Source organism: Cryobacterium sp. TMB1-7 (assembly GCF_004402435.1).
In the GTDB taxonomy this organism is placed as follows: Bacteria; Actinomycetota; Actinomycetes; order Actinomycetales; family Microbacteriaceae; genus Cryobacterium; species Cryobacterium zongtaii.
The window spans coordinates 62,770-84,005 of record NZ_SOFZ01000029.1 but is presented as its reverse complement, the minus strand read 5'-3'; the positions used below and the strand labels follow the sequence as shown (position 1 = coordinate 84,005).

At 69.0% G+C, this 21,236-nt stretch carries 20 protein-coding genes; 10 read left to right on the top strand and 10 right to left on the bottom strand.

Translation table 11 applies throughout. The annotated features are described in order from the left end of the window. Positions 1-49 precede the first annotated feature (49 nt). Positions 50-979, top strand: a complete 930-nt coding sequence (locus tag E3O60_RS13475) for an alpha/beta fold hydrolase (protein WP_088456222.1) — start codon at positions 50-52, stop codon at positions 977-979. A gap of 20 nt (positions 980-999) precedes the next feature. Further along, positions 1,000-2,085, top strand: a complete 1,086-nt coding sequence (locus tag E3O60_RS13470; protein ID WP_134498703.1) for a glycosyltransferase family 1 protein — start codon at positions 1,000-1,002, stop codon at positions 2,083-2,085. A 58-nt stretch (positions 2,086-2,143) separates the two neighbouring features. Here the strand turns inward: E3O60_RS13470 and E3O60_RS13465 are convergent, their stop codons facing one another. After that, positions 2,144-2,713, bottom strand: a complete 570-nt coding sequence (locus tag E3O60_RS13465) for a histidine phosphatase family protein (RefSeq protein ID WP_241993276.1) — start codon at positions 2,711-2,713, stop codon at positions 2,144-2,146. 44 nt (positions 2,714-2,757) lie between these two features. Further along, positions 2,758-3,612 (bottom strand): Sir2 family NAD-dependent protein deacetylase, encoded by an 855-nt coding sequence (locus E3O60_RS13460; protein ID WP_088456220.1) that lies wholly within the window; start codon positions 3,610-3,612, stop codon positions 2,758-2,760. 162 nt (positions 3,613-3,774) lie between these two features. Here E3O60_RS13460 and E3O60_RS13455 point away from each other — a divergent pair, with 162 nt between their 5' ends. Next, positions 3,775-4,578: an RNA methyltransferase gene (locus E3O60_RS13455; protein ID WP_134498384.1), complete on the top strand. Its 804-nt coding sequence runs from the start codon at positions 3,775-3,777 to the stop codon at positions 4,576-4,578. A gap of 63 nt (positions 4,579-4,641) precedes the next feature. After that, positions 4,642-5,865, top strand: a complete 1,224-nt coding sequence (locus E3O60_RS13450; protein WP_088456218.1) for a D-alanyl-D-alanine carboxypeptidase family protein — start codon at positions 4,642-4,644, stop codon at positions 5,863-5,865. Here E3O60_RS13450 and E3O60_RS13445 read toward each other — a convergent pair. Beyond that, positions 5,862-6,695 (bottom strand): SGNH/GDSL hydrolase family protein, encoded by an 834-nt coding sequence (locus tag E3O60_RS13445; RefSeq protein ID WP_134498382.1) that lies wholly within the window; start codon positions 6,693-6,695, stop codon positions 5,862-5,864. The genes E3O60_RS13450 and E3O60_RS13445 overlap by 4 nt on opposite strands. A 182-nt stretch (positions 6,696-6,877) precedes the next feature. Here E3O60_RS13445 and E3O60_RS13440 point away from each other — a divergent pair, with 182 nt between their 5' ends. Both E3O60_RS13440 and E3O60_RS13435 read left to right on the top strand, forming a co-directional pair. Beyond that, positions 6,878-8,689 (top strand): DEAD/DEAH box helicase, encoded by a 1,812-nt coding sequence (locus E3O60_RS13440; RefSeq protein ID WP_088457996.1) that lies wholly within the window; start codon positions 6,878-6,880, stop codon positions 8,687-8,689. A 122-nt stretch (positions 8,690-8,811) separates the two neighbouring features. Continuing rightward, complete coding sequence (locus tag E3O60_RS13435; RefSeq protein WP_066595420.1) at positions 8,812-9,291, top strand: Lrp/AsnC family transcriptional regulator; 480 nt, start codon at positions 8,812-8,814, stop codon at positions 9,289-9,291. 183 nt (positions 9,292-9,474) lie between these two features. Here E3O60_RS13435 and E3O60_RS13430 read toward each other — a convergent pair whose 3' ends face one another. The 5 genes from E3O60_RS13430 to E3O60_RS13410 all read right to left on the bottom strand — a co-directional run bounded on the left by E3O60_RS13430 (position 9,475) and on the right by E3O60_RS13410 (position 16,617). After that, positions 9,475-9,678 (bottom strand): cold-shock protein, encoded by a 204-nt coding sequence (locus E3O60_RS13430; RefSeq protein WP_035840308.1) that lies wholly within the window; start codon positions 9,676-9,678, stop codon positions 9,475-9,477. Positions 9,679-9,928: 250 nt separating this feature from the next. Continuing rightward, complete coding sequence (locus E3O60_RS13425; RefSeq protein ID WP_194087780.1) at positions 9,929-10,768, bottom strand: DUF3097 domain-containing protein; 840 nt, start codon at positions 10,766-10,768, stop codon at positions 9,929-9,931. Between the two features lie 10 nt (positions 10,769-10,778). Continuing rightward, positions 10,779-14,180 carry an error-prone DNA polymerase gene (locus tag E3O60_RS13420; RefSeq protein ID WP_134498380.1) on the bottom strand — a complete coding sequence of 1,134 codons (3,402 nt, stop codon included), beginning with the start codon at positions 14,178-14,180 and terminating at the stop codon, positions 10,779-10,781. A gap of 71 nt (positions 14,181-14,251) precedes the next feature. Beyond that, the gene (locus E3O60_RS13415; protein ID WP_134498378.1) at positions 14,252-15,871 is read right to left on the bottom strand and encodes a DNA polymerase Y family protein; all 1,620 of its coding nucleotides are present in this window, start codon (positions 15,869-15,871) and stop codon (positions 14,252-14,254) included. Next, a complete protein-coding gene (locus tag E3O60_RS13410) occupies positions 15,868-16,617 on the bottom strand; it encodes a hypothetical protein (RefSeq protein ID WP_174845067.1) in 750 nt (249 codons plus the stop codon). Before E3O60_RS13410 ends, E3O60_RS13415 begins: the two co-directional genes overlap by 4 nt. Positions 16,618-16,700: 83 nt before the next feature. On the opposite strand from E3O60_RS13410, the gene E3O60_RS13405 reads away from it, so the two are divergent. The 3 genes from E3O60_RS13405 to E3O60_RS13400 all read left to right on the top strand — a co-directional run bounded on the left by E3O60_RS13405 (position 16,701) and on the right by E3O60_RS13400 (position 18,588). After that, positions 16,701-17,426 carry an SOS response-associated peptidase gene (locus E3O60_RS13405; protein ID WP_088456214.1) on the top strand — a complete coding sequence of 242 codons (726 nt, stop codon included), beginning with the start codon at positions 16,701-16,703 and terminating at the stop codon, positions 17,424-17,426. A 91-nt stretch (positions 17,427-17,517) separates the two neighbouring features. Next, positions 17,518-17,682 (top strand): hypothetical protein, encoded by a 165-nt coding sequence (locus E3O60_RS18535; protein ID WP_165787951.1) that lies wholly within the window; start codon positions 17,518-17,520, stop codon positions 17,680-17,682. 57 nt (positions 17,683-17,739) lie between these two features. Then, positions 17,740-18,588, top strand: a complete 849-nt coding sequence (locus E3O60_RS13400) for an SMP-30/gluconolactonase/LRE family protein (protein ID WP_134498376.1) — start codon at positions 17,740-17,742, stop codon at positions 18,586-18,588. Positions 18,589-18,616: 28 nt separating this feature from the next. On the opposite strand, the gene E3O60_RS13395 is transcribed toward E3O60_RS13400, so the two are convergent. Next, the gene (locus tag E3O60_RS13395) at positions 18,617-19,264 is read right to left on the bottom strand and encodes a DUF1345 domain-containing protein (RefSeq protein ID WP_241993275.1); all 648 of its coding nucleotides are present in this window, start codon (positions 19,262-19,264) and stop codon (positions 18,617-18,619) included. A gap of 125 nt (positions 19,265-19,389) precedes the next feature. Between E3O60_RS13395 and E3O60_RS13390 the strand changes: the two genes are divergently transcribed. Continuing rightward, on the top strand, positions 19,390-20,316 hold the full coding sequence (locus E3O60_RS13390) for a DnaJ domain-containing protein (RefSeq protein ID WP_088456212.1): 927 nt from the start codon (positions 19,390-19,392) through the stop codon (positions 20,314-20,316). On the opposite strand, the gene E3O60_RS13385 is transcribed toward E3O60_RS13390, so the two are convergent. Beyond that, positions 20,313-21,203, bottom strand: a complete 891-nt coding sequence (locus E3O60_RS13385; RefSeq protein ID WP_134480014.1) for a hypothetical protein — start codon at positions 21,201-21,203, stop codon at positions 20,313-20,315. The two genes, E3O60_RS13390 and E3O60_RS13385, sit on opposite strands and share 4 nt — an antisense overlap. Between the last annotated feature and the right edge of the window lie 33 nt (positions 21,204-21,236).

The window sequence follows — 21,236 nt, the reverse complement described above, 5'->3', positions numbered from 1 at the left end:
TGCAACTTCGGTCGGGCCACTCGCTCGCCGCCAGCCTAAACTGGGAGCGATGATCGTTCCTTCGCCCTACGCCGACCTGCTCACCCTCATGGACGCGCGCGCCCACACCCTCGCCGTGCTGGGCAGCGACACCCGCTACTGGGAGTACGGAGACCCCAGAAGCCCGACGACAATCGTGATGGTGCACGGGTTCCGCGGCGACCACCACGGCCTTGAAGCCGTCGTCGCCCAGCTCCAGGGTCTGCGCATCATCTCGCCGGACCTACCCGGTTTCGGCGAATCGGCGGCATTCGACACGGCACCGCACTCCATCGACTCCTATGCCGCCTGGCTGGCCGAGTTCCTGCGCCTCCTGGCGCTGCCCGGCCGGGTCGTGGTCCTCGGCCACTCGTTCGGGTCGATCGTCGTCGCCGCGGCCGCCGCGGCACCAGGCGGCCTGCCCGCCCAGGAACTGGTACTGGTCAACCCGATCGCCGCCCCCGCCCTGTCCGGGCCCCGGGGCATCCTGACCCGGCTTGCCGTCTTCTACTACTGGCTGGCGTCCAAGCTTCCCGAACGGCTCGGGTTCGCGCTCCTGCGCAACCGGGTGATCGTGCGGGTGATGAGCATCACCATGGCCAAAACCCGGAGTCGGCAACGGCGACGCTGGATTCACAACCAGCACGACAGGTACTTCTCCGCTTTCGCGGACCGGACGGTGGTGCTGGAGGCGTTCACAGCATCCGTCAGCCACGACGTCAGCGAATACGCCGCCGCCATCGATACCCACACCCTGCTGATCGCCGCCGAGAAGGATGACATCACCCCGGTGCCCGCCCAGGTTCGGCTGCGCGCCCAGTTCCCGGATGCCCGGCTGCACGTCCTGCCCGGGGTAGGCCACCTCATCCACTACGAGGTTCCGGAGGACGCGGCGCAAGCCCTGCGTGCCTTCCTCGATCCGGTCAGCCCGGCCGGCGCACCCGAAGCAGCCGCGTCGTGACGGCCTCGGCCTCTGGCCCCCTGCGGATAGTCTTCGACTGCCGCTACACCCGGATCGACCGGCACGACGGCATCAGCCGGTACACCGCCGGTCTGGTCACCGAACTGGGCCGACTGCATCCGGTGACGATGCTGATCAGCGACCACCGGCAGCTGGCAATGTTGCCGGCGCTGCCGTGGCAACTCGTGCGTTCGCCCACCAGCCTGCTGGAACCGCTGGTGGCCCTGACCGTGAACAGGCTGGCCCCCGACATCGTGTTCAGCCCGATGCAGACAATGGGTTCGTGGGGCAGGCGCTACAAGCTGGTGCTGACCGTGCACGACCTGATCTATTACCGCAATCGCACCCCGCCGCGAGACTTCTCCATCGGTATCCGCCTGCTCTGGCGGCTGTACCATCTGTCCTGGGTGCCCCAACGGATGCTGCTGAACCGGTCCGACGGCATCGTGACGGTGTCGGAAACCACCGGCGCGCTGATCAACCGCCACCGGCTCACCCGCCGGCCGGTCTCCGTGGTGCCCAACGCGGCCGATTCCGTCGCCGCGGCGGCGGCGCCGAGTGAGCGATCCGGACCGGAGACCACACGCCTGATCTACATGGGTTCGTTCATGCCATACAAGAACGTGGACACCCTGGTGCGAGCAGCCGCGGCCCTGCCCGGGTATGAGCTGCACCTGCTCAGCCGCGTCGGTGACGCCGAACGCGCCCGGCTGACCGCCCTCGCCCCTCAGGCGACGTTGGTCTTCCACAACGGAGTCAGTGACGAGGAATACGTCTCCCTGCTGTCCAGCGCCACGGCCCTGGTGACGACGTCCCTCGACGAGGGCTTCGGCATCCCCCTGGTCGAGGCGATGAGCCTGGGCATTCCGGTGCTGGTGAGCGATATCCCCATCTTCCGGGAGATCGGCGGCGATGCGGCCGGCTATGTCCCGCCGCTGGACCCGGATGCGCTGGCGGCCGCGGTGCGCGGACTCGAGGCGGCGGGGGAGTGGCTGAGCCGTTCACGGCTCTCCGTGATTCAGGCCGGGCGTTTCACCTGGGCCGAGTCCGCCGAACGGCTGCTCCGGGTGCTGCAGAGCACCCAGGCGGCCTCCCGCCGACGCTGACCGCGGTTTACGGCGCGGTACAGCGCCGTCTCTCAGCGCGGTCTGCCAGCGCGGTCTCTCAGCGCGCCGAAACGACGTCCTCCAGCTGGAGCCGGCCGCTCTCCCACCGGAACTCGTGAATCGAACCGTTCGGGATGAGCTCACCCGCGGCCGGCCTGGTGCCGTCCGTGGCGTAGCGGAGAAGCGTGCCGATCACACCGCCATGGCAGACCACGACCATCTCCCGCCCAGCGTAGGTCAGGGCGATGTCTTCCAACGCCGGCAGCACCCGGTCGAGCACGGCCTGGCGGGTTTCGAGTCCCGGCACCGAGGAACCGTCCGGGAACCGCGCCGGGCGTTGGGCAAAGGTCAGCCCCTCGATCTGGCCGTGGTGACGCTCGGTCAGCTCGGGAACAACGAGCGGCGCCGGGAGGTCCAGCTCACCGGCGATGATCCTGGCGCTTTCGTGCGCACGCAGCAGAGGACTGGTCACGACCGCGTCCCAGTGGCGACGGCTCAGTCGCAGACCGGTTTCCGCCGCCTGAGCCCGGCCCGTGGAATTCAGCGGGATGTCGGTGCTGCCCTGAATCCGTCTTTCGAGATTCCAGTCGGTCTGGCCGTGCCTGACAATCGCGAACTTGGTGATCACAACGCTGCCTTCTGCTGGACGGGTGCTGCTCGGCGGCTGGCCGGCTAGAGGTCGGTGAGTCTGCTCACCAACCCGGCGAACGTCTCCGACGTGCCTGCCTCCAGTTTAACCAGGGCGCGCCCGTCGCCCTTGGTCGGCCCGCGGTTGATCACCACGATGGGCAGCTTGCGGCGCCTGGCCTGCTCGAGCAGCCGGATCCCCGAATTCACCGCGAGTGAGGAGCCCGCCACGATCAGGGCGTCCGCCGCCCGCACCAACGCGGCCGCCGCGGTGAACTTCCCGGTCGGGACCAGCTCACCGAAGAACACCACATTGGGTTTGAGCAGTCCGCCGCACACCGAGCAGTCCGGCACGATGAAATTGTCGATGTCAACCACGATGGCGTCGCCGTCCGGTGCGATCTCGACCTGGTCAGGGTCCGCCAGCACCGGGTTGTGGGTCTCCAGGCGGGCGGCGATGCTGTCCCGGCCGAAGGCCTGCCCGCAGGAGAGGCAGACGACCAGGTCCATGGATCCGTGCAGGTCGACGACGTGCCGGGACCCGGCTCGGGTGTGCAGGCCGTCGACGTTCTGGGTGATGATGCCGCTGACCAGGCCGGCCGTTTCGAGGGCGACGAGGGACCGGTGCCCCAGATTGGGTTCGGCCGCCCGGAACCGGTGCCAGCCCAGGTGGCTGCCGGCCCAGTACCGCTTGCGCGCCCGTTCGTCGGCGAGGAAGGTCTGGAACGTCATCGGCACTCGCACCGGGGCGCCCGCCCCGCGGTAGTCGGGGATTCCGGAATCGGTGCTCACCCCGGCTCCGGTGAGGACCGCCGTGCGCCGGCCGCGCAGGATCGCGGCCACGGCGTCGAGGTCTTCTCCGGCCGCCGCCGACGTCGTCAGGACAGTCTCGGCCGTCATGATGCTCCATCCTCGTCCGTCGCCGCCGGCCGGGCCCCGGGGGAGCTGGCGTGGCGCCGATGTCCTCTGAGTCTAAACTGGTCAGTTTTCGGCTGTGTTACGGTTCGAGGTTCCGACGCCGGCAGCCGGCATCAGACACCACCCAGAAAGGCGGCGACTTTCGTGCAGATCGTCCCGATTACCGACCTCGATGCGCCCGGCCTCGCCGACTACTCGCGCCTGACCGACGTGGCCCTGCGCCGCGTGTCCGAACCGGCGAACGGCCTGTACATCGCCGAATCGGCCAAGGTCATCGGCCGGGCCCTCGCCGCCGGGCATCGGCCGCGTTCGGTTCTCGTGCAGGAGCAGTGGCTGCCGGATGCCCAGCGTCTGCTGGCGGACTGGCCGGATGTCCCCATCTATGTGGGCTCGGCGGCACTCCTGGAGCAGCTCACCGGCTACAACCTGCACCGTGGCGCCCTGGCGGCCATGCACCGCCCCGACCTGGCGTCGGTGGCCGACATCATCCGCGGTGCCCGGCGCATCGTGATACTCGAGGACATCGTCGACCACACCAATGTCGGCGCGATCTTCAGGTCGGTCGCGGGGCTCGGCGCCGACGCCGTGCTGATCACCCCACGTTGTGCCGACCCGTTGTACCGGCGCAGCGTCAGGGTGAGCATGGGGACCGTGCTGCAGGTGCCCTGGACCCGCCTGCCCGAATGGGACGAGGCCGCGACGGTTCTGCACGAGCACGGCTTCCACCTGACCGCGCTGGCCCTGGCCGACGATGCCGTCTCCCTGGACGTCTTCGCGAACGACCCGCCGGATCGGGTGGCTCTGATTCTCGGTACCGAGGGCGACGGGCTGAGCCACACCGCGCTGGCCGCGGCAGACACCGTGGTCACGATCCCGATGCTGCACGGAGTGGATTCGCTGAACGTGGCCTCGGCCAGCGCCGTGGCCCTGTGGGCGCTCCGCGCCTAGACGTTTCACTGGCGCGCGGCGACCCTGCCAACCCGGCACGGCAGCCGTGGTTAGAATCATCGAATGTCTAACTCCCGTCGCCAGGTCTACCGCCGTCGGCGTTTCGCCTTCTTCGGCGTGCTCGCCGTCATCCTCGCATTCGGCGCCTACCTCACCAGCACGGGCCTCGCCCCCGTCTCCAGTACGGCCGCGACCCTCACCGAGCCGCCCGCGCTCAGCCAGGCGGCCGTCGAGCCCACCTGGCCCGGCCAGGGGGCCGGCGCCATCGGCGCCGTCGGCTTTGACGGGGTTCTGGGCTCCACCGGTGACCAGGCCTCGATGCCCGTCGCCAGCATCACCAAGATGGTCACCGCACTGGTGATCCTCCAGGCCAAGCCGCTGACCGGCGACGAGCCAGGTCCCGACATCACCTTCACCGACGATGACGTCGACATCTACTACGACGCCATCGCGGAGAACGGCTCGGTGGCGCCCGTCTCAGCCGGTCAGGTGCTCAGCCAGCGCGAAGCCTTCGAAACGATGCTGATCCCATCCGCGAACAACTACAGCGTCTCCCTGGCCGTGTGGGCGTTCGGTTCCGTTGACGCGTACCTGGTCGCCGCGGCGGACTATCTGGCCGCGAACGGCCTGACCGGCACCGTCGTCGCAGACACCAGCGGGATCTCCGCCCAGAGCGTGAGCAGTCCGGCCGATCTGGTGGCCATCGGCAAGCTCGTGATGGCCGATCCCGCTCTGGCGAGCATCGTGGCCATGCCCAGCGCCGTGATCCCGACCGTGGGCACCGTGACCAATACGAACAAGCTGCTCGGCGTCGACGGCGTCGACGGCATCAAGACCGGCACCACGGACGAGGCCGGAGCCTGCCTGCTCTTCGCGGTCGACGTGCCGGTCGGCGACACCTCGGTCACCCTCGTGGGCGTCGTGCTCGGCGGGGACACTCACAGCGAACTCAACGAGAGCATCCTGAGCCTCATCGAGAGCGTGAGCCCCGGATTTCGCACGGTGACGTTGGTCGAGGCCGGCACCCCCTTCGGTACCTACACGACCCCCTGGGGCCAGTCGGCGCAGGCTGTGGCCGAGACGTCCGAGTCCGCCGTGGTGTGGTCGGACACCCCGATCGAGAGCACCGTCGATGTCGCACCGGTGACCCTGGGTGAGAAGGGCGATTCCGTCGGCAGCGTCGACGTGACCGTCGGGACGAACACCGTCTCGGTTCCGCTCGTCCTCGATCAGACCATCACCGATCCGGGGCCGTTCTGGCGTTGGACGAACCCCGGCGAGATCTAACCGATTCCGCGTTCGGGTACGGGTACGGGTTCGGTTTCCGCCGCCTGGTCGAGTCTGGTCACCGGGTCCGCGTCCGGACGTTTGGGCAGGATGTTGTCTCCCGAGGACTGGTGACGCACCCGGCGCAGCACCCAGGGCACCAGAAACTCCCTCGCCCAGGCGAGGTCTTCGGTGCGCGCCTGGCGCCAGGTGATACCGGGCATCGGCTCCGGCAGCTGCGACTCGAGCGGATTGACCACGTTGAGCGCGTCCAGCACCATCCTGGCCACCGTGTGATGGCCGAGCGGGTTGAGGTGCAGACGGTCGGGGGCCCACATCCGGGCGTCCTGGATCTCGGTCAGGGACCACATGTCCGCCACGATGGCGTCTCGGGCGGTGGCGATGGCGCGGATGTTCTCGTTGTAGATGGCCACCTTGCCTCGCAGACCCCGCAGCACGGGGGAGAAGCGCACATCGGTTCCGGTGAAGACCACCACCGTGGCGCCCTCGGACCCGAGCACGCTGACCGCGTCGTCGAGCCGCGCCGCGATGGCATCCGGGTCGCTGCCCGGCCGCAGCACGTCGTTGCCGCCGGCAGAGATCGTGACCAGATCAGGGTGCAGGGACAACGCGGGACCCACCTGTTCGGCCAGGACCTGGTTCATCAGCTTGCCGCGGACCGCAAGATTGCCATACGCGAATTCGTCTGAGCCCAGACTGAGCATCTCGGCGACACGATCCGCCCAGCCGCGGTTTCCGCCCGGGCTGGCCGGTTCCGGGTCACCGACACCCTCGGTGAAGGAGTCGCCGAGAGCGACGTAGCGAGACCACGGATGCTGCTGTTTCGACATGCTGTCAGTCTGCACCGTCGGGCAGATGTCGGCGCGAGTTGGTAATCTCTTATGAAGTGACTACTCCACCTGACTTCGGATCCGCTTTCCGGGAACCCTCGCACCGGGAGACCACTGAACCCGGATTGTTCGCCCTGCCTGACCGTGACAGCGTTCTCGCCGACACCGTCGATACCCCGCCCGTGTTCGGGCCGGCTCGAGGGCCTGCAGGCACCAGCGCCGCGGAGCACCTCTCCCCGGCTTTCCCCGAACGGGCCGCCTGGGGCACCGCGAGCAAGCTCCGCGCCTGGCAGGCCGAGGCCCTCGAGGCGTACTTCCAGCACCAGCCCCGCGACTTCCTCGCCGCGGCCACCCCGGGCGCCGGCAAGACCACCTTCGCGCTGCGCCTGGCCGCCGAGCTTCGGGCCCGCCGGGTGATCGACCGCATCACCGTGGTCGCGCCGACCGAGCACCTCAAACGCCAGTGGGCGGACGCGGCCGCCCGCGCCGGTATCCGCCTGGACCCCGGTTTCAAGAACGCCCACGGCCGTTACGGCAGCCATTTCCACGGCATCGCCGTGACCTACGCACAGGTGGCCACCCGCGCGGCGCTGCACCGTGAACTCACCCAGGCCAGCCGCACCCTGGTGATCCTCGACGAGGTGCACCACGGCGGTGACGCGCTGAGTTGGGGCGACGCCATCCGCGAGGCCTTCGACCCGGCCACCCGGCGGCTCTCGCTCACCGGCACCCCGTTCCGCTCGGACACCTCACCCATCCCGTTCGTGACCTACCTGCCTGACAAGCAGGGCATCCGGCTGTCCCAGAGCGACTACAACTACGGCTACGGCAGGGCGCTGGAAGACGGCGTCGTGCGCCCGGTGATGTTCATGGTCTACGCCGGGCACATGAAGTGGCGCACCCGCACCGGCGACGAGATGGAAGCCAAGCTCGGCGAGGGCAATACCAAGGACATCACCTCACAGGCCTGGCGGACCGCGCTGGAACCCAGCGGTCAGTGGATTCCCGCGGTCCTGCGGGCCGCTGACGCTCGCCTCACCGAGGTGCGGCACGGCATCCCGGATGCCGGCGGCCTGGTCATCGCCACGGACCAGACCACGGCACGGGCCTACGCAGCGATCCTCGAGGAGATTTCCGGCGAACCGGCCACCGTGGTGCTCTCCGACGAGAAGGAATCCAGCGACCGGATCGACGAGTTCTCGCACAACACCCGGCGCTGGATGGTTGCGGTGCGGATGGTGTCTGAGGGCGTCGACGTTCCCCGCCTGGCCGTCGGCGTCTATGCGACCAGCGCCTCAACGCCGCTGTTCTTCGCGCAGGCCATCGGCCGGTTCGTGCGCGCCCGACGTCGCGGTGAGACCGCCTCGATCTTCCTGCCCAACGTTCCCGGACTGCTGAGCCTCGCCAATGCGATGGAACTCGAACGCGACCACGCGCTGGATCGCAGCAACCGTGACGACGGCGACGACGGTATGTACAACCCCGAGGACGCCATGGTGGCGGCCGCCAATAAGTCCGACAAGGCCTCGGACGACCTCGGCCAAGAGGAATTCACCTGGCAGGCGCTGGACTCCCAGGCCACCTTCGACATGGTGATGTTCAACGGTGACGAGTTCGGTGAACTCGCCGAACCCGGAACGGACGAGGAGTTCGACTTCATCGGCATCCCCGGGCTGCTCGAGCCCGAGCAGGTCTCCGAACTGCTGCGCCAGCGGCAGCAACGCCAGGCCAAGCGCGGCTCTGAGCGGCGCACAGCGGCCGCCGCGGTCGAGGGGGCACCGGAGGAGCCGATGCCCCTGTATCGCACGCTCAAGGAGCAGCGGGCGCTGCTGGGCAGCCTCGTGGGCATGTGGTCGAAGCTGGCGGGGGAGCCGCACGCGATGGTGCACGCCGAGCTGCGCCGCCTGTGCGGGGGGCCCGCGGTCGCTCAGGCCAGCGTCACCCAGATCCAGAAGCGCATCGACCTGCTCCGCCGCCGCCTCGGCCGCAGCTGACCCGGTCGCAGCTTCACCGGCGTCATCCGCCGGAAACCCCACTGTGACGCAGTTGATGCAGGGGCGGGTGTCGCCGTCGAAGATCGGTCGATAAACTTGCGCTCAAACGAAAGAGAGCGTGTATGGATTCCAAGAAAGCCGACCTGGACCGCGTCGACCGAGCGCTGCTCCGCGCGCTCTCGGTCAACGCTCGCGCGTCCGGCGCCGCGTTGGCCGCCGAGATCGGCGTTGCCGAGTCCACGGTGTCCCTCCGGCTGCGCCGGCTCCAGCAGCTCGGCCACATCCGCGGCTACCGGGCCAATATCGACCTCGCCGCCCTGGGGGCTTCGCTGCAGGCCCTGATTTCGGTGCGGCTGGCGAAGCACGCTCGGGAGCAGATCGATGACTTCCGCAGCGCAGCGCCACACTGGCCGGGCGTGATCGGTTTGTTCCACACCGCCGGCGCCGACGACTACCTGTTGCACGTGGCCGCGGCGGATGCTTCCGACCTGCGCGACTTCGTCCTCGAGCACCTGGCGGAGCATCCGGCGGTGGCGCACACCGAGACCAACCTGATCTTCGAGTACGTCGACGGTGACGGCTGGCAGGACCTGGTCAAGTAGCACGACGGCCCGCTTCGCCGCCCAACCGCACCAACTGTTCCCCGTGCGGACAACTGCACCCGGCACGCCGGGCGCACGTGTCCGGATGGGGAACAGTTGTGTTGGGTGTGCGGCTTAAAAACACAACGCCCCCGCCGAAGCGGGGGCGTTGTTAGCAGCTTTAGAGAGCTGCCGCAGCTCTATTTAGAGGGCGCGGATGTTCTCGGCCTGGGGACCCTTGGGGCCCTGGGTTACCTCGAACTCGACCTTCTGGTTCTCGTCGAGCGACTTGTAGCCGTTCGAAGCGATCGCGGAGTAGTGCGCGAAGACATCGGCGCTTCCGTCGTCGGGAGCGATGAATCCGAAGCCCTTTTCAGCGTTGAACCATTTCACGGTACCTGTTGCCATTATGAAACTCCTCCAGGAGTGTTAGAAAGGCCCCGACTTTCGAGGCCGTTCGTCGCGGTATTCGTCGTCCGCTTCCGAAAGGAATAAGCCCGCACCGACCGGGGTCGATACGTTTTTTAGACGTGCAAGCACTACAACTACTTCGACAACACTAGCCCACATCGCTCGGTCTGCGTGAAGATCTGTGCGAAAAAACGATCAAAGTGTTACGAATTCTGACAGAAATGCTCAAAGTGTGCCGGTGACGGCGCTAATCGACGGTGACGAAATCAATCAGCTGTTCGACCCGGCCCAGCAATGCCGGCTCAAGATCGGCGTAGGTGCGCACCTGGCCCAGGATCCGCTGCCAGGCCCTGGCGATGTCGGCCTGGTCGTCGTGCGGCCAGCCGAGGGCAGCGCAGATGCCGTGCTTCCACTCGATGTTGCGCGGAATCTGAGGCCAGACCGGCAGATTCAGTCGGGCCGGCTTCACCGACTGCCAGACATCCACGTAGGGATGCCCGACCACCAGGACGTGCCGGCCGTGCGGACCGCGGGCGACGGCCTCGGCGATGCGGCTCTCCTTGGATCCGGGTACCAGGTGGTCGACGAGAACACCGACGCGGCGTGTCGGACCCGGCTTGAACTCCGCCAGCAGTTCGGCGAGGTTGTCCACACCCTCGATGTACTCCACGACGACGCCCTCGATGCGGAGGTCGGCGCCCCAGACCTTTTCGACGAGCTCGGCGTCGTGGCGGCCTTCCACGAAGATACGGCTGGCCCTGGCCACCCGCGCCGGCGCATCCGCCACCGCCAGAGACCCGGACGCCGTGCGTCCCCGGCTGGCCGGGGCGGCTGCCCGGGGCGGCACCAGGACGACGGGCTCGCCGTCGACCAGGAATCCACCGCCGAGCGGGAATAGCCGGAGCTTCCCGTGCCGGTCCTCCAGGGTGACGACCTTCTTCTCGACCCTGATCACCGCACCGCAGAACCCGGTGGCGACCTCCTCGACAACCAGGTCCCGCACGGCTTCCTGCTGGGGGACGACACGGCGGCCGGCCTCCCGCCATCCGGCGGCGAGCACGTCATTGGAGTATCGGTCTTCATTCACTGGATCGACGCTAGCGGAAGTCCCGCGACGACGTGTGGGCCGCCACGGTGAGGGGTTCGAATCGGTCGGCGATGAGGTTGACGACGCCTTCCGGCGAACGTTCGAGGATGCCGCGGATCATCAGGGCGGGGGATTCCCGGGCGATCCGGCGGAAGTGGGTCCAGACCCCGACGCTCACCACGACGTTGACGTTGCCGGTCTCGTCCTCCAGGGTGATGAAGGTGACACCGTTCGCCGTGGCCGGTCGCTGGCGGTGGGTGACAACACCACCGACCTCGATCCGGCGACCGTTCTCGCTGGTGGCCAGCTGGTTCGCGGCCAGTGCGCCCCTGGCGGCGAGGACCGGCCTGGCGTGTCGGATCGGATGGTCGTCGGTGGAAACCCCGGTGGCCCAGAGGTCGTAGGCCACCTGCTCGACAGGCGTCATCAAGGCCAGGAGGGGTGGTTGCACGGTCTCGAAGGAGCCGCGCAGGTGGGCGTCGGTCTCCTGGGCCGCTTCCCCGGCCGACCACAGGGCCTGTCGGCGTTCGAGGCCCAGCCCGTCGAAGGCTCCGGCGGTGGCCAGGGATTCGAGCTGTTCGGTGTTCAGCCGAGCCCGCCGGGCCAGGTCGTTCATGGACCGGAACGGCCCGAATCTGTCCCGGTCGGCGACGATCCGCTCAGCCACCGCCTGGCCGATGGAGCGCACATCGGCGAGACCGAGCCGCACGGCGAGGGCGCCGTCCCTGCGGTGGCCCCGATCATCCACGGGCAGGGTCCTGTCGTAGTCCGGCACCGCGGGTTGCTCGTGATCCAGACAGTCCGGGCGGCCCCCAGGCTCGCCCGACCCGTCGGCCAGCGCCTCGAGCAACGCGGCGGTGCCGGAGAGCTGCACATCGGGGCGCAAAACCTGCACCCCGTGCCTGCGGGCGTCCGCGACCAGGGATTGCGGCGAGTAGAAGCCCATCGGCTGGGCGCGCAACAACGCGGCGAGGAAGGCGCCGGGGTAGTGCAGCTTCAGCCAGGCGCTGGCGTAGACGAGCAGGGCGAAGCTGATCGAGTGGCTCTCGGCGAAGCCGAAGTTGGCGAAGGCCTCGATCTTTTCGTAGATCTCGTCGGCCAGGTCGCCGGTGATGCCGTTTCCGGCCATGCCCTCGTACAGGGTGGCGCGCAGGGAGGAGATCTTCTCGACCCCGCGCTTGGAGCCCATCGCCCGGCGGAGCAGATCGGCGTCCTCGCCGCTGCAGCCGCCCACGGCCATGGCCATCTGCATGAGTTGCTCCTGGAACAGGGGGATACCCAGGGTGCGTTCGAGCACCGGCTCGAGCTTGGGGTGCAGGTAGCTGACCGGTTCCTGGCCGAGCTTGCGTCGGATGTACGGGTGCACGGCACCGCCCTGGATCGGGCCGGGACGGATGAGCGCGATCTCGACCACAAGGTCGTAGAAGCGGCGCGGTTGCAGGCGCGGCAGGGTCCCCATCTGGGCGCGGCTCTCCACCTGGAAGACACCGATGGAATCGGCGCGGCAGAGCATGTCGTACACCCCGGCTTCCTCCCGAGGGATGCTCCCCAGGCTCCACTCCTCGCCGAGAGCGTCCTTGACCAGGTCGAAGGTGTACTGCAGGGCGGCGAGCATGCCGAGGCCGAGCAGGTCGAACTTGACCAAGCCCATCCAGGCGCAGTCGTCTTTGTCCCACTGCAGAACCGTCCGGTTCTCCTTGCGGGCGTGTTCGATGGGGCAGACCTCGCCGACGGGTCGGTCGGTGAGCACCATGCCGCCGGAGTGGATGCCGAGGTGGCGAGGGAATCCGAGTACCTGAGACGCGAGGTCGGCGACCTGGTCGGGGATGTCGTGATCGGGGCTCGACACCGCTGAACCCCAGCGTTCCACCTGTTTGGACCAGGCATCCTGCTGTCCGGTGCTGTAGCCGAGGGCCTTGGCCATGTCCCGAACCGCGAACTTCGGCCGATAGGTGATCACGTTGGCCACCTGGGCTGCGTTGAGGCGACCGTAGCGTTCGTAGACATACTGGATCACCTCCTCCCGCCGGTCCGAGTCGAAGTCCACGTCGATGTCGGGTTCTTCTTCCCGCAGGCTGGAGAGGAACCTCTCGAAGGGCAGGCGATAGAAGATCGAGTCCACAGCGGTGATGCCGATCACGAAGCAGACCGCCGAATTCGCTGCGGACCCCCGGCCCTGGCAGAGGATGCCCGAACGCCGGGCGAACTGCACGATGTCGTGCACGATCAGGAAATAGCCCGGGAAGTCCTTTGCCTCGATTACGGCGAGCTCCTTCTCGAGGCGCTCACGCACATTCGCGTTGTAGCCGGGGTACGCGCGTTCCGCACCGTCCCAGACCAACTGACGCAGCCAGCTCATGGGCGTGTGCCCGTCCGGAACGTGCTGACGGGGGAGCCGGGGCCTGGCCCGGCGCAACGAGAAGGCGAGCTCGTCAGCGAGGGGCACCGTTCGGGCGACAGCCCCCGGATACCGGCTGAATCGGGCGGCCATCTCGGCGCCGCTCCGCAGGTGCTGGGTGGGCGCCGCGGGCAGCCAGCCGTCCATGTCGTCCAGGCTGCGTTGGGCGCGCACGGCGGCCAGCGCGGAGAACAGCCGGAAGTCGGCCGGCTGGGCGTAGTGGACGTTGTTGGTGGCGAGCACGGGCAGGCCTGCCCGTTCGGCCAGTGCGGCCAGCCTGTCGTTGGTCACAGAGTCCTGCGGTCGGCCGTGGTCGACCAGTTCGACGTTCACACTGTCACGGCCGAACAGGGCGATCAGGCGGTCGAGCTCCCGGGCCGCCGCCAGGTCACCATCCTGCTGCATGGCTTGGCGCACCGCGCCGGACCGAGACCCGGTCAGGATGCTCCAGTGCCCGCCGGATGCCTCGGCGAGCTCCTCGAGGTCGTAGACGGGTCGCCCCTTCTCGCCGCCGGCGAGCTGACCGTGGGTGAGCGCCGCCGCCAGCCGGTGATAGCCGTCCTGGCCCCTGGCCAGGACCACGAGGTGGCTTCCCTCTGGGTCTGGCACCCCGTTTTGCCGACGGGTCAGCCCGAGGGACAGTTCTGCCCCGAAGACGGTGCGGACGTCCGGGTAGCTCTCCGCGGTTTCGGCCAGCCGGACCGCCCCGTACAACCCGTCGTGGTCCGTGAGGGCCAGGCCGTGCAGGCCCAACGCACCGGCTTCCTCGAGGAGGTCTTCCGGAGAACTGCCGCCGTCGAGGAAGCTGAAGTTGGAGTGGGCGTGCAGCTCCGCGTAGCCGACGACAGTCTCGGCCGGCGGATGCTGCGGGGTCTGGGCCGCGTAGGGCTGGCGGTGTCTGGACCAGGCCGGACTGTCGCCGCCGTCGGCCTCGGGGGGCGGGCCGCCGGGGCGCCGGTCGGAGAGCCGGCGCTCCAGTTCCGACCAGGGAATGGGCGGGTTATTGAATCCCATCGGGGTGGCCCGTCCTCTCTGCTCTGCTGGTCGGCCCCGGCCCGGTCATGCCGGGCCTCGTCATACCGGGCCTAGTCATACCGGGCCTCGGCGCGCCAGCCGTCGTCGTCCAGTGCCAGCAGCCACGCGCCGTCGCGCTCGTCGATGATCTGCGCCCGGTGCACGGTGCGCGCGGCCGCCGAGTCCCACCATCGTTCTCGCACCGGCCACGGGCCGGCCCAGGCCAGCACCCGACTCGGCTGGGCCCCGCCGGCGCCCTCGAGGAACCGAGGTGCCGAGAACCGTGCCGGCTCACCATCGAACGCGCCGCGGTCATCGACGCGCAGGGACCGGCCGTCGTCGGCGACGAGAGCGACCGGATGGCGTTCCCGGTACACCGTGGCGGGGAGCAGCCCGTCGAGGCTCCCCGACCAGGGCCTGGCGGCACCGGCCGGACTCCCGCCTGGACTGCTGCTCAGACCACGGCCCGACGAAGCGGCACCGTCATCGCCCCAGGGCACGGAAAGTTGTCGGTCGGCAAGCATCCGCCCACCGCCGATGGCCGCCGTGACGACGCCCGCGTGGCCGACCAGGCCCTGCACCCGGGTGAGGGCATGGTGGATCCGCTCGTCGGGCCCCGTTCCCCACAGGCCGTCCTCGTGGTTCGCGACGGCGTCGACCCGATCGGGGGAGAAGACCACCCGGACGACGCCGGCGGCCAGGCCGGAGTCGGCCCGCCCCTCGCCCTGTAACTGCCAGCGCACCCTGTCGATCAGCTCGGAGGCCGAGAACCACCGGGGATGCCGCCAGGTCCGTTCGGTCAACAGACCGTCTTCGGTGCTGACCAGGATCGAGACGGCCGTGCAGACCAGGGTCTGCTCCCGCAGACCCTGCACGAAGGCGTCCGCGGTGCTGCGCAGCGCGAAGGCGAGTTGGTCGATGCGATCCAGCGCCGGTTCGAAGTCCTGGCCGCGGTCGAACACCGGGGTGGGGGTGCGGGGCACGACCTCCTCGTGCTCGCGCCCGGCCGCCCTGGCGTGCGCCTGCGCCGCAGCAGCACCGAAACGACGATGCACGTCCAGGGCGGGCAGGGCGGCGAGCTGGCCGAGGGTGTGCACCCCGAGCCGGGCCAGCAGGGTGCCGAGCCCCGCCTCAGCCACTGCCGACACGGGCAGCGGTGCCAGGAACGCGGCGGATTCGCCGGGCGGGACGACGTGAACCCGAGGTTCAGGCCCGACACCAGCGGGACCGACCGCCCGCGCCGCCTGCTCGGCGGCAAAGGGGCCGTCGGCGATTCCGACCCTGGCCTCGGGAAGTCCGGCGCCGTGCAGGTAGCCGAGCATGGCTCGCGCCGCGGCGGCCTCACTGCCGTAGTACCGCACCGGGCCGCGGGCGCGGATCGCGCAGGTGCCGGGCCGGAGCACGGCCACACCGGGCGTGATGTCCTCGAGGCCATCGAGAATCGGGTCGAAGGCCCGCCGGTCCAGCGCGGGGTCATAGGGCAGCACGACGAGGTCTGTGCACCGGAACTGGGCCTCCCGCACGGTCAGTCCGCGCCGGACGCCCAGACGGCGCGCCTCGGGCGAACAGGCGAACACCAGCCCGTGGTCGATGAGAGCCAGCGGCGCATCCGCGGGCAGGCCGGTGGCCGACCGAGCGGCGAGCACCGGCCAGTCCGGGCACCACAAGACGATGGTGCGTTCGCGGTTCATGACTCAGCCCGCTGCCGGCTGCCGGCCCGCGCTCGGCCGCCTCGGCCGCTGTCCAGACGCGGGGCAGGTTCGGCTTCGCCCGGGGTGGCGACCTCCGGAAGGTGCACAAGCGTGGAGCGCCGTCGTCCGGAGCCGTTCCGCCCGGAGACGTGGACGGTCACATCTCGACCTGCCAGGTAGCCGTGTCCGGCGCCCAGGCCGTCCCAGCGGGTGTCGGTGACCCGAAGTGCGGCCTCACCCTGGGGCCAGGTCCCGGCGACGATCAGGGTGCAGCCGCTCTGCCGCAGCCGCGCGGCGAGCCTGGCCGCCTCCGCGTCGCCGACCGCACGCTCGGGATGCACGACAACGATGGGCAGCACATCCACCAGCGCCGCCGTCACGGCCAACCACTGATCGGCGGGGGAGGGAACAAGCACTATTCGCTCGAGGTCGATTCCGAACCCGATCGCCGCCTCCGCGCCGAAATCGGGTAGACCCACCACGGCGCCCCATCCGCCGTCCACTGTCGCCGCGGCGAGCACGGCCATGATCAGCGACGTCGAGTTGTTGACCGTGTAGACCACACCCGTGCGCAGGATCCCGTCGGGAAGGAGCCCGGCGAGGACCCCGGAGACGGGCCGCCCACCGGCATCCCAGCGGTCGCGCTGCATTCCGTGGATGCGCGCCTGGAGCTCGCTGACCCGCTCGGCCGCGGAGCCGTCGGGAGAGCCGGCTGCGTGCGCTACGGAGGTCAGCGGAATGGACACCCTCTAATTTTCGAACACAGATTCGATTTCGTCAACCCGTGTGGATAACCGGGTCCTCCTCGGAGGCACGGTAACCTGAGCCTATGTGTGGGCGATTCATCATTACCGATTCGGCGCCTGACCTCGCCGCCATGTTCGACATCGAGCACGAGGCCGGAGAGCTGCCGGCGGCGTCCTGGAACGTGAAACCGACCGAGCAGATCGCCATTGTGCTCGAATCGATGAAATCAGATCCGGTCGTTCGCCGGCTGGAACCGGCGCGCTGGTCGCTGGTGCCGACCTTCTCTCCGGAGCTGACCGCCGCCTTCGCCACCTTCAACGCACGGGCCGAGACCGTCGCCGAGAAGCCGACATTCCGCACCGCCCTGGCCAAAACCCGGGCCATCGTGCCGGTCACCGGCTACTACGAATGGCACACCGTGGGAACCACGAAAACGCCGTACTTCGTACACTCCGAAGACGGCCTGCCGCTGGCACTGGCCGGACTCTACTCGTGGTGGCGCAATCCCACTCTCGGTCCCGACGACCCGGCCCGATGGGTGCTGACGGCCACCATCCTCACGACAGCCGCCCAGGGCGCCCTCGCCGAGATCCACGACCGGATGCCCGTTGTGCTGCCTGAAGAGTGCTGGGACCGCTGGTTGGACCCGCACGCCGATGGCGATCAGGCCCTCGTCGACGCGGCGGTCGAGGCCTCCTCGGAGGCGGCGGCCGGGTTGGCCTTTTATCAGGTGGCGCCGGTCTCCGGTGATGCGCCGGACCTCATCGACCCGCTCGGCCCGGAGCGTGAGGTCGGGTACAGCGCCTGACCGGCGCGCAGCTCCACGCCGTGCCCGGCGAACTAGTACTCTCGAAACGAGCCCGGATAAGCTTTCGCGGCACCGTTGAGAGGAACATTCCATGCCCATTCTTACCTTCGTCGTCGCGATGGCCATCTTCGTCCTGGGCCTGTGGCTGTTCGGCTTGGCCTTCACCGTGACCGCCTGGCAGGGCGCGATCTTCTTCGCCGGCATCCTGGCCGTCAGCGCGGCCGTCGCCATCCCGATGCGGGCACTGCGCAACTAGCCCGCCCGATGATGCCGGGCTGGCACCCAGCCCGACCAGCCCAGCCACGAGGAACCCATGCGCGCCGAACAGCTCACCGACCCGATCACCTTTCACGGTGAGGGTCCGGTCTTCGCACAGTCCTGGGGCGGTCTGCGCCTCGTCGACCTGTTCGCCGGTGACGTTCTGTCCCTGGCCGCCGACGGCACGGTCACCCGGCGGCACGTGGACAGCATCGCCGCGGCCCTGCGACCGCGCGTGGGCGGCGGTGCGGTCATCGCCCTCGAACGCGGTTTCGCCCTCGAGGACGCCGACGGCACCCTGACCCGACTGCCGGAGGTCTGGGCGGATCCGAGCGTGCGGATGAACGACGGGGGCGGCGCTCCGGACGGCTCGTTCTTCTGCGGTTCGATGGCGTATGACCAGCGCACCGGCGCCGGATCGCTCTACAGGCTCGCACCGGACGGATCCGTGGAGCTGGCCCTGGCGGGCGTGACCATCTCGAATGGTCTCGCCTGGAGCCCGGACGGCTCGTTGGCCTACTACAACGACACCCCGACCGGCCGGATCGGGGTCTTCGATTGGGCCCCGGAGACCGGACTGACCGGGTTGCGCCCCTTCGTCGACATCCCCTCCGCCGACGGCTACCCCGACGGCCTCACCGTGGACAGCGAGGGCGGCGTCTGGGTCGCGCTGTACGCCGGTGGGGCGGTGCGCCGCTACTCGCCGGAGGGCACCCTGGACGAGGTCATCGAGGTGGCCGCGCAGCGGGTCACGGCGTGCACCTTCGGCGGCGACGACCTTCACCGGCTGTACATCACCACGTCCCGCGAAGGTCTCGCCCCCGGCGAGGACCCGCTGGCCGGCTCGGTCTTCACGGTGACCCCCGGGGTGGCCGGACTGGCGGAAGCGCCCTTCGCCGGTTAGCGGCCCGGCACGGCGCCGCGGCCACGGCTCAGAGGCCGGCCACGAGGTTGATCAGTGTTGCCAGGATGATCGAGCCGAACAGGAATGACATCAGCGCGTGCCGCAGGGCCACCGCACGAATGGTCGACGACGTCAGTGATGTGTCCGACACCTGGAAGGTCATCCCCACTGTGAAGGACAGGTACGCAAAGTCCGCGTACCTGGGCGGCTCCAGCTGGTTGAAATCGACGCCACCGTCATCATCCGCGTAGTAGAGCGAGGCGTACCGCAAGGCGAACAGGGTGTGCACGAGCACCCAGGACAGCGCGACGACGACCAGCGCCAGCGCGGCGAGCAGGCCCTGGCCCGCCCCCTCAGCGGCGCGTGCATGCACCAGCACGATGAGGATGCTGCCGAGGCTGGCCAGGCTCGCCAGGATCAGCAACAGGTCGGTGATGCCCCGTGACGGGTCTTCCCTGGTGGCGTGCGCGGCCGTGGTGGCGGCGTCCAGCGGAGCGACGCTGACCCAGACCCAGCCGATGTAAAGCACAGCCGCGACCGCCCAGCCGATCGCCGGCGCCAGCAACCAGTTGCCCAGCAGGCCAGACGCCAGACCCGCGAGGATGCCGACGGTCACCATGACGATGAACCGGGTGCTCGATCGGTGCACCCGGGGGACCGGAGTTGAGGTCTTCACTCGCTGATCGTTGCACAAATCAATCGCTGCGCGGGCGCCACCCGGTGTCGGGGAGATACCAGCAACGCTGGCTAGGCTGGGAGACGTACGACCCAACCCGTTTCAGGCCGAAAGAGACCGCACGAATGTCAGAGAGTCCGGCCGCAGCCAGCCCCTACGAGGTGCTGGGCGTGAGCCCGTCGGTGACCGACGAGGAGCTGCGACGCGCCTACCGCCTCAAGCTGCGGCAATCCCACCCAGATGTCGGCGGCAGTGCGGCCTCCTTCCACGCCGTGCAGATCGCCTGGGAACGCATCGGAAGCCCGGAGTCCCGGGCCGCCTACGACGGGGCCCGCTACCCGGAGACCGCATACTCTGGCGCCAGCACCGCGTCACGCCCGACAAGCAGGCCCACCTCGACCGGGATGAAGGCCAGGATGCACGGGCATCCCGGCGGCCACTCCCGCCAGCGTTATCTCGCGATGCTGCGGGAATGGGCCGGTCGCGGCACCGTCATCGCTGACCCGTACGCCCCCGATCTGGTGCGGTCCGCGCCACGGGAGATCCGACACCGGCTGGCCAAGGCCCTCGCCGAGGAAAGCACAGCCCAGCTGATCTCGGGCCTGGGCATCGGCTACACCGCCTGGCACGACATCGCCACCCGCGAGGACCTCGAGAAGATCGACCACGTCGTTCTCGGCCCGGCCGGACTGTTCGCTATCCTCTCGGAGGACTGGGGGTCGCCCGTTCAACTCAAGCGCGGCGAACTCGTCGGCGATGGCCTTGCGCCAGGCGAGGAGCCGCTGGACGAGTTCGCGTCCGCGGCACGCATCCTCGCCAAGTCCCTGCGGGTGCGCTTCACCGCGCTCGTCGTGGTGGTGCCTGATCAGCTCGTGGCAGAACCCGTGTCGCTGCCGAGCCGAGGCAGGCGGCCAATGGTGGTCGTGATCCCACGGTCCCGCCTGGTCGGGGTGCTGCGTGACGGCATCGCCGGGATGGAACGGGGCAGCTTCGAGAAGGTGTTCGAGCTGCGCAGCACCCTGCAGAACGGCATCCGCTTCGTCGAAGACTAGGCGGGCGCGGCCGCGCCGAGACCGAGCTTCTGCACCCAGTAGCCCAGAAATGCGGCGCCGGCCTCATCGTGGATGAGGTCGCCCTCCACGATCACCGGGTACGGCCGCTCCAGGATGCCGTCGGCCGGGCGCACGTCCACGTGTGCCACCTCGTAGCCGGCGGCGTGCAGGTGGTCGGCCATGAGGTAGTCGCTGCGGGAATCGCCCACCGAGCGCCACAGCCTGGGGAGCGGTCCGCCCTCGGCGAAGAAGGCCAGGGCTCGCTTGGCGGCGTGGTCCTTGTCAAGGTCGACCGATTCGATGTCGGTGGAAATGATGGTGGTGTCGATACGGAACGGGACCGTTCCCTCGGCGTCGGGGGAAACCCTGTCGCCGAAGCGCACGCCCAGTCCGTGGTCGATCATGATCGTGTACGCGGCGTCCTCGAACGACGCTTGAGCGGCGTGGTAGGCAGCCCGGTCGACATCCGTGCGTTGTTCAACGGAGACCATGGCGAGCTTGGTCTCGTCGAAGAACATGGTGTCGGCGTAGTCGGTGGCGACCAGCTCGCGGATGCGGCTCACGACGGGGTCAGGCAGGGCGACGCTGGCGTCGACGACGACCTCGCCCATGCCGGTCTGGGTGATCGGGAACCACACGGCGCCCTTCTCGCAGACCCCGTACATGCGCATCTCGCGCGGCAGGCCCGCGGCGACCAGCGGGGCCACCACCTGCTCACTGATGAACTGCGCCGACCGACCGGTGATGAAACCGATGGGTACGTTCGCGCCGGCCAGGGTGATGAGGTCGGTGATGATGCTCGGTGTGGCGATGGTGCGGGTGTCCGGGCTGGCGATCGGACCATCGACATCGAGCAGCAGGCCGAGTGGGGAAACAGTTTCAGGCATGCTTCATTGAACCAGTTCCCGCCCCGGGGCGTT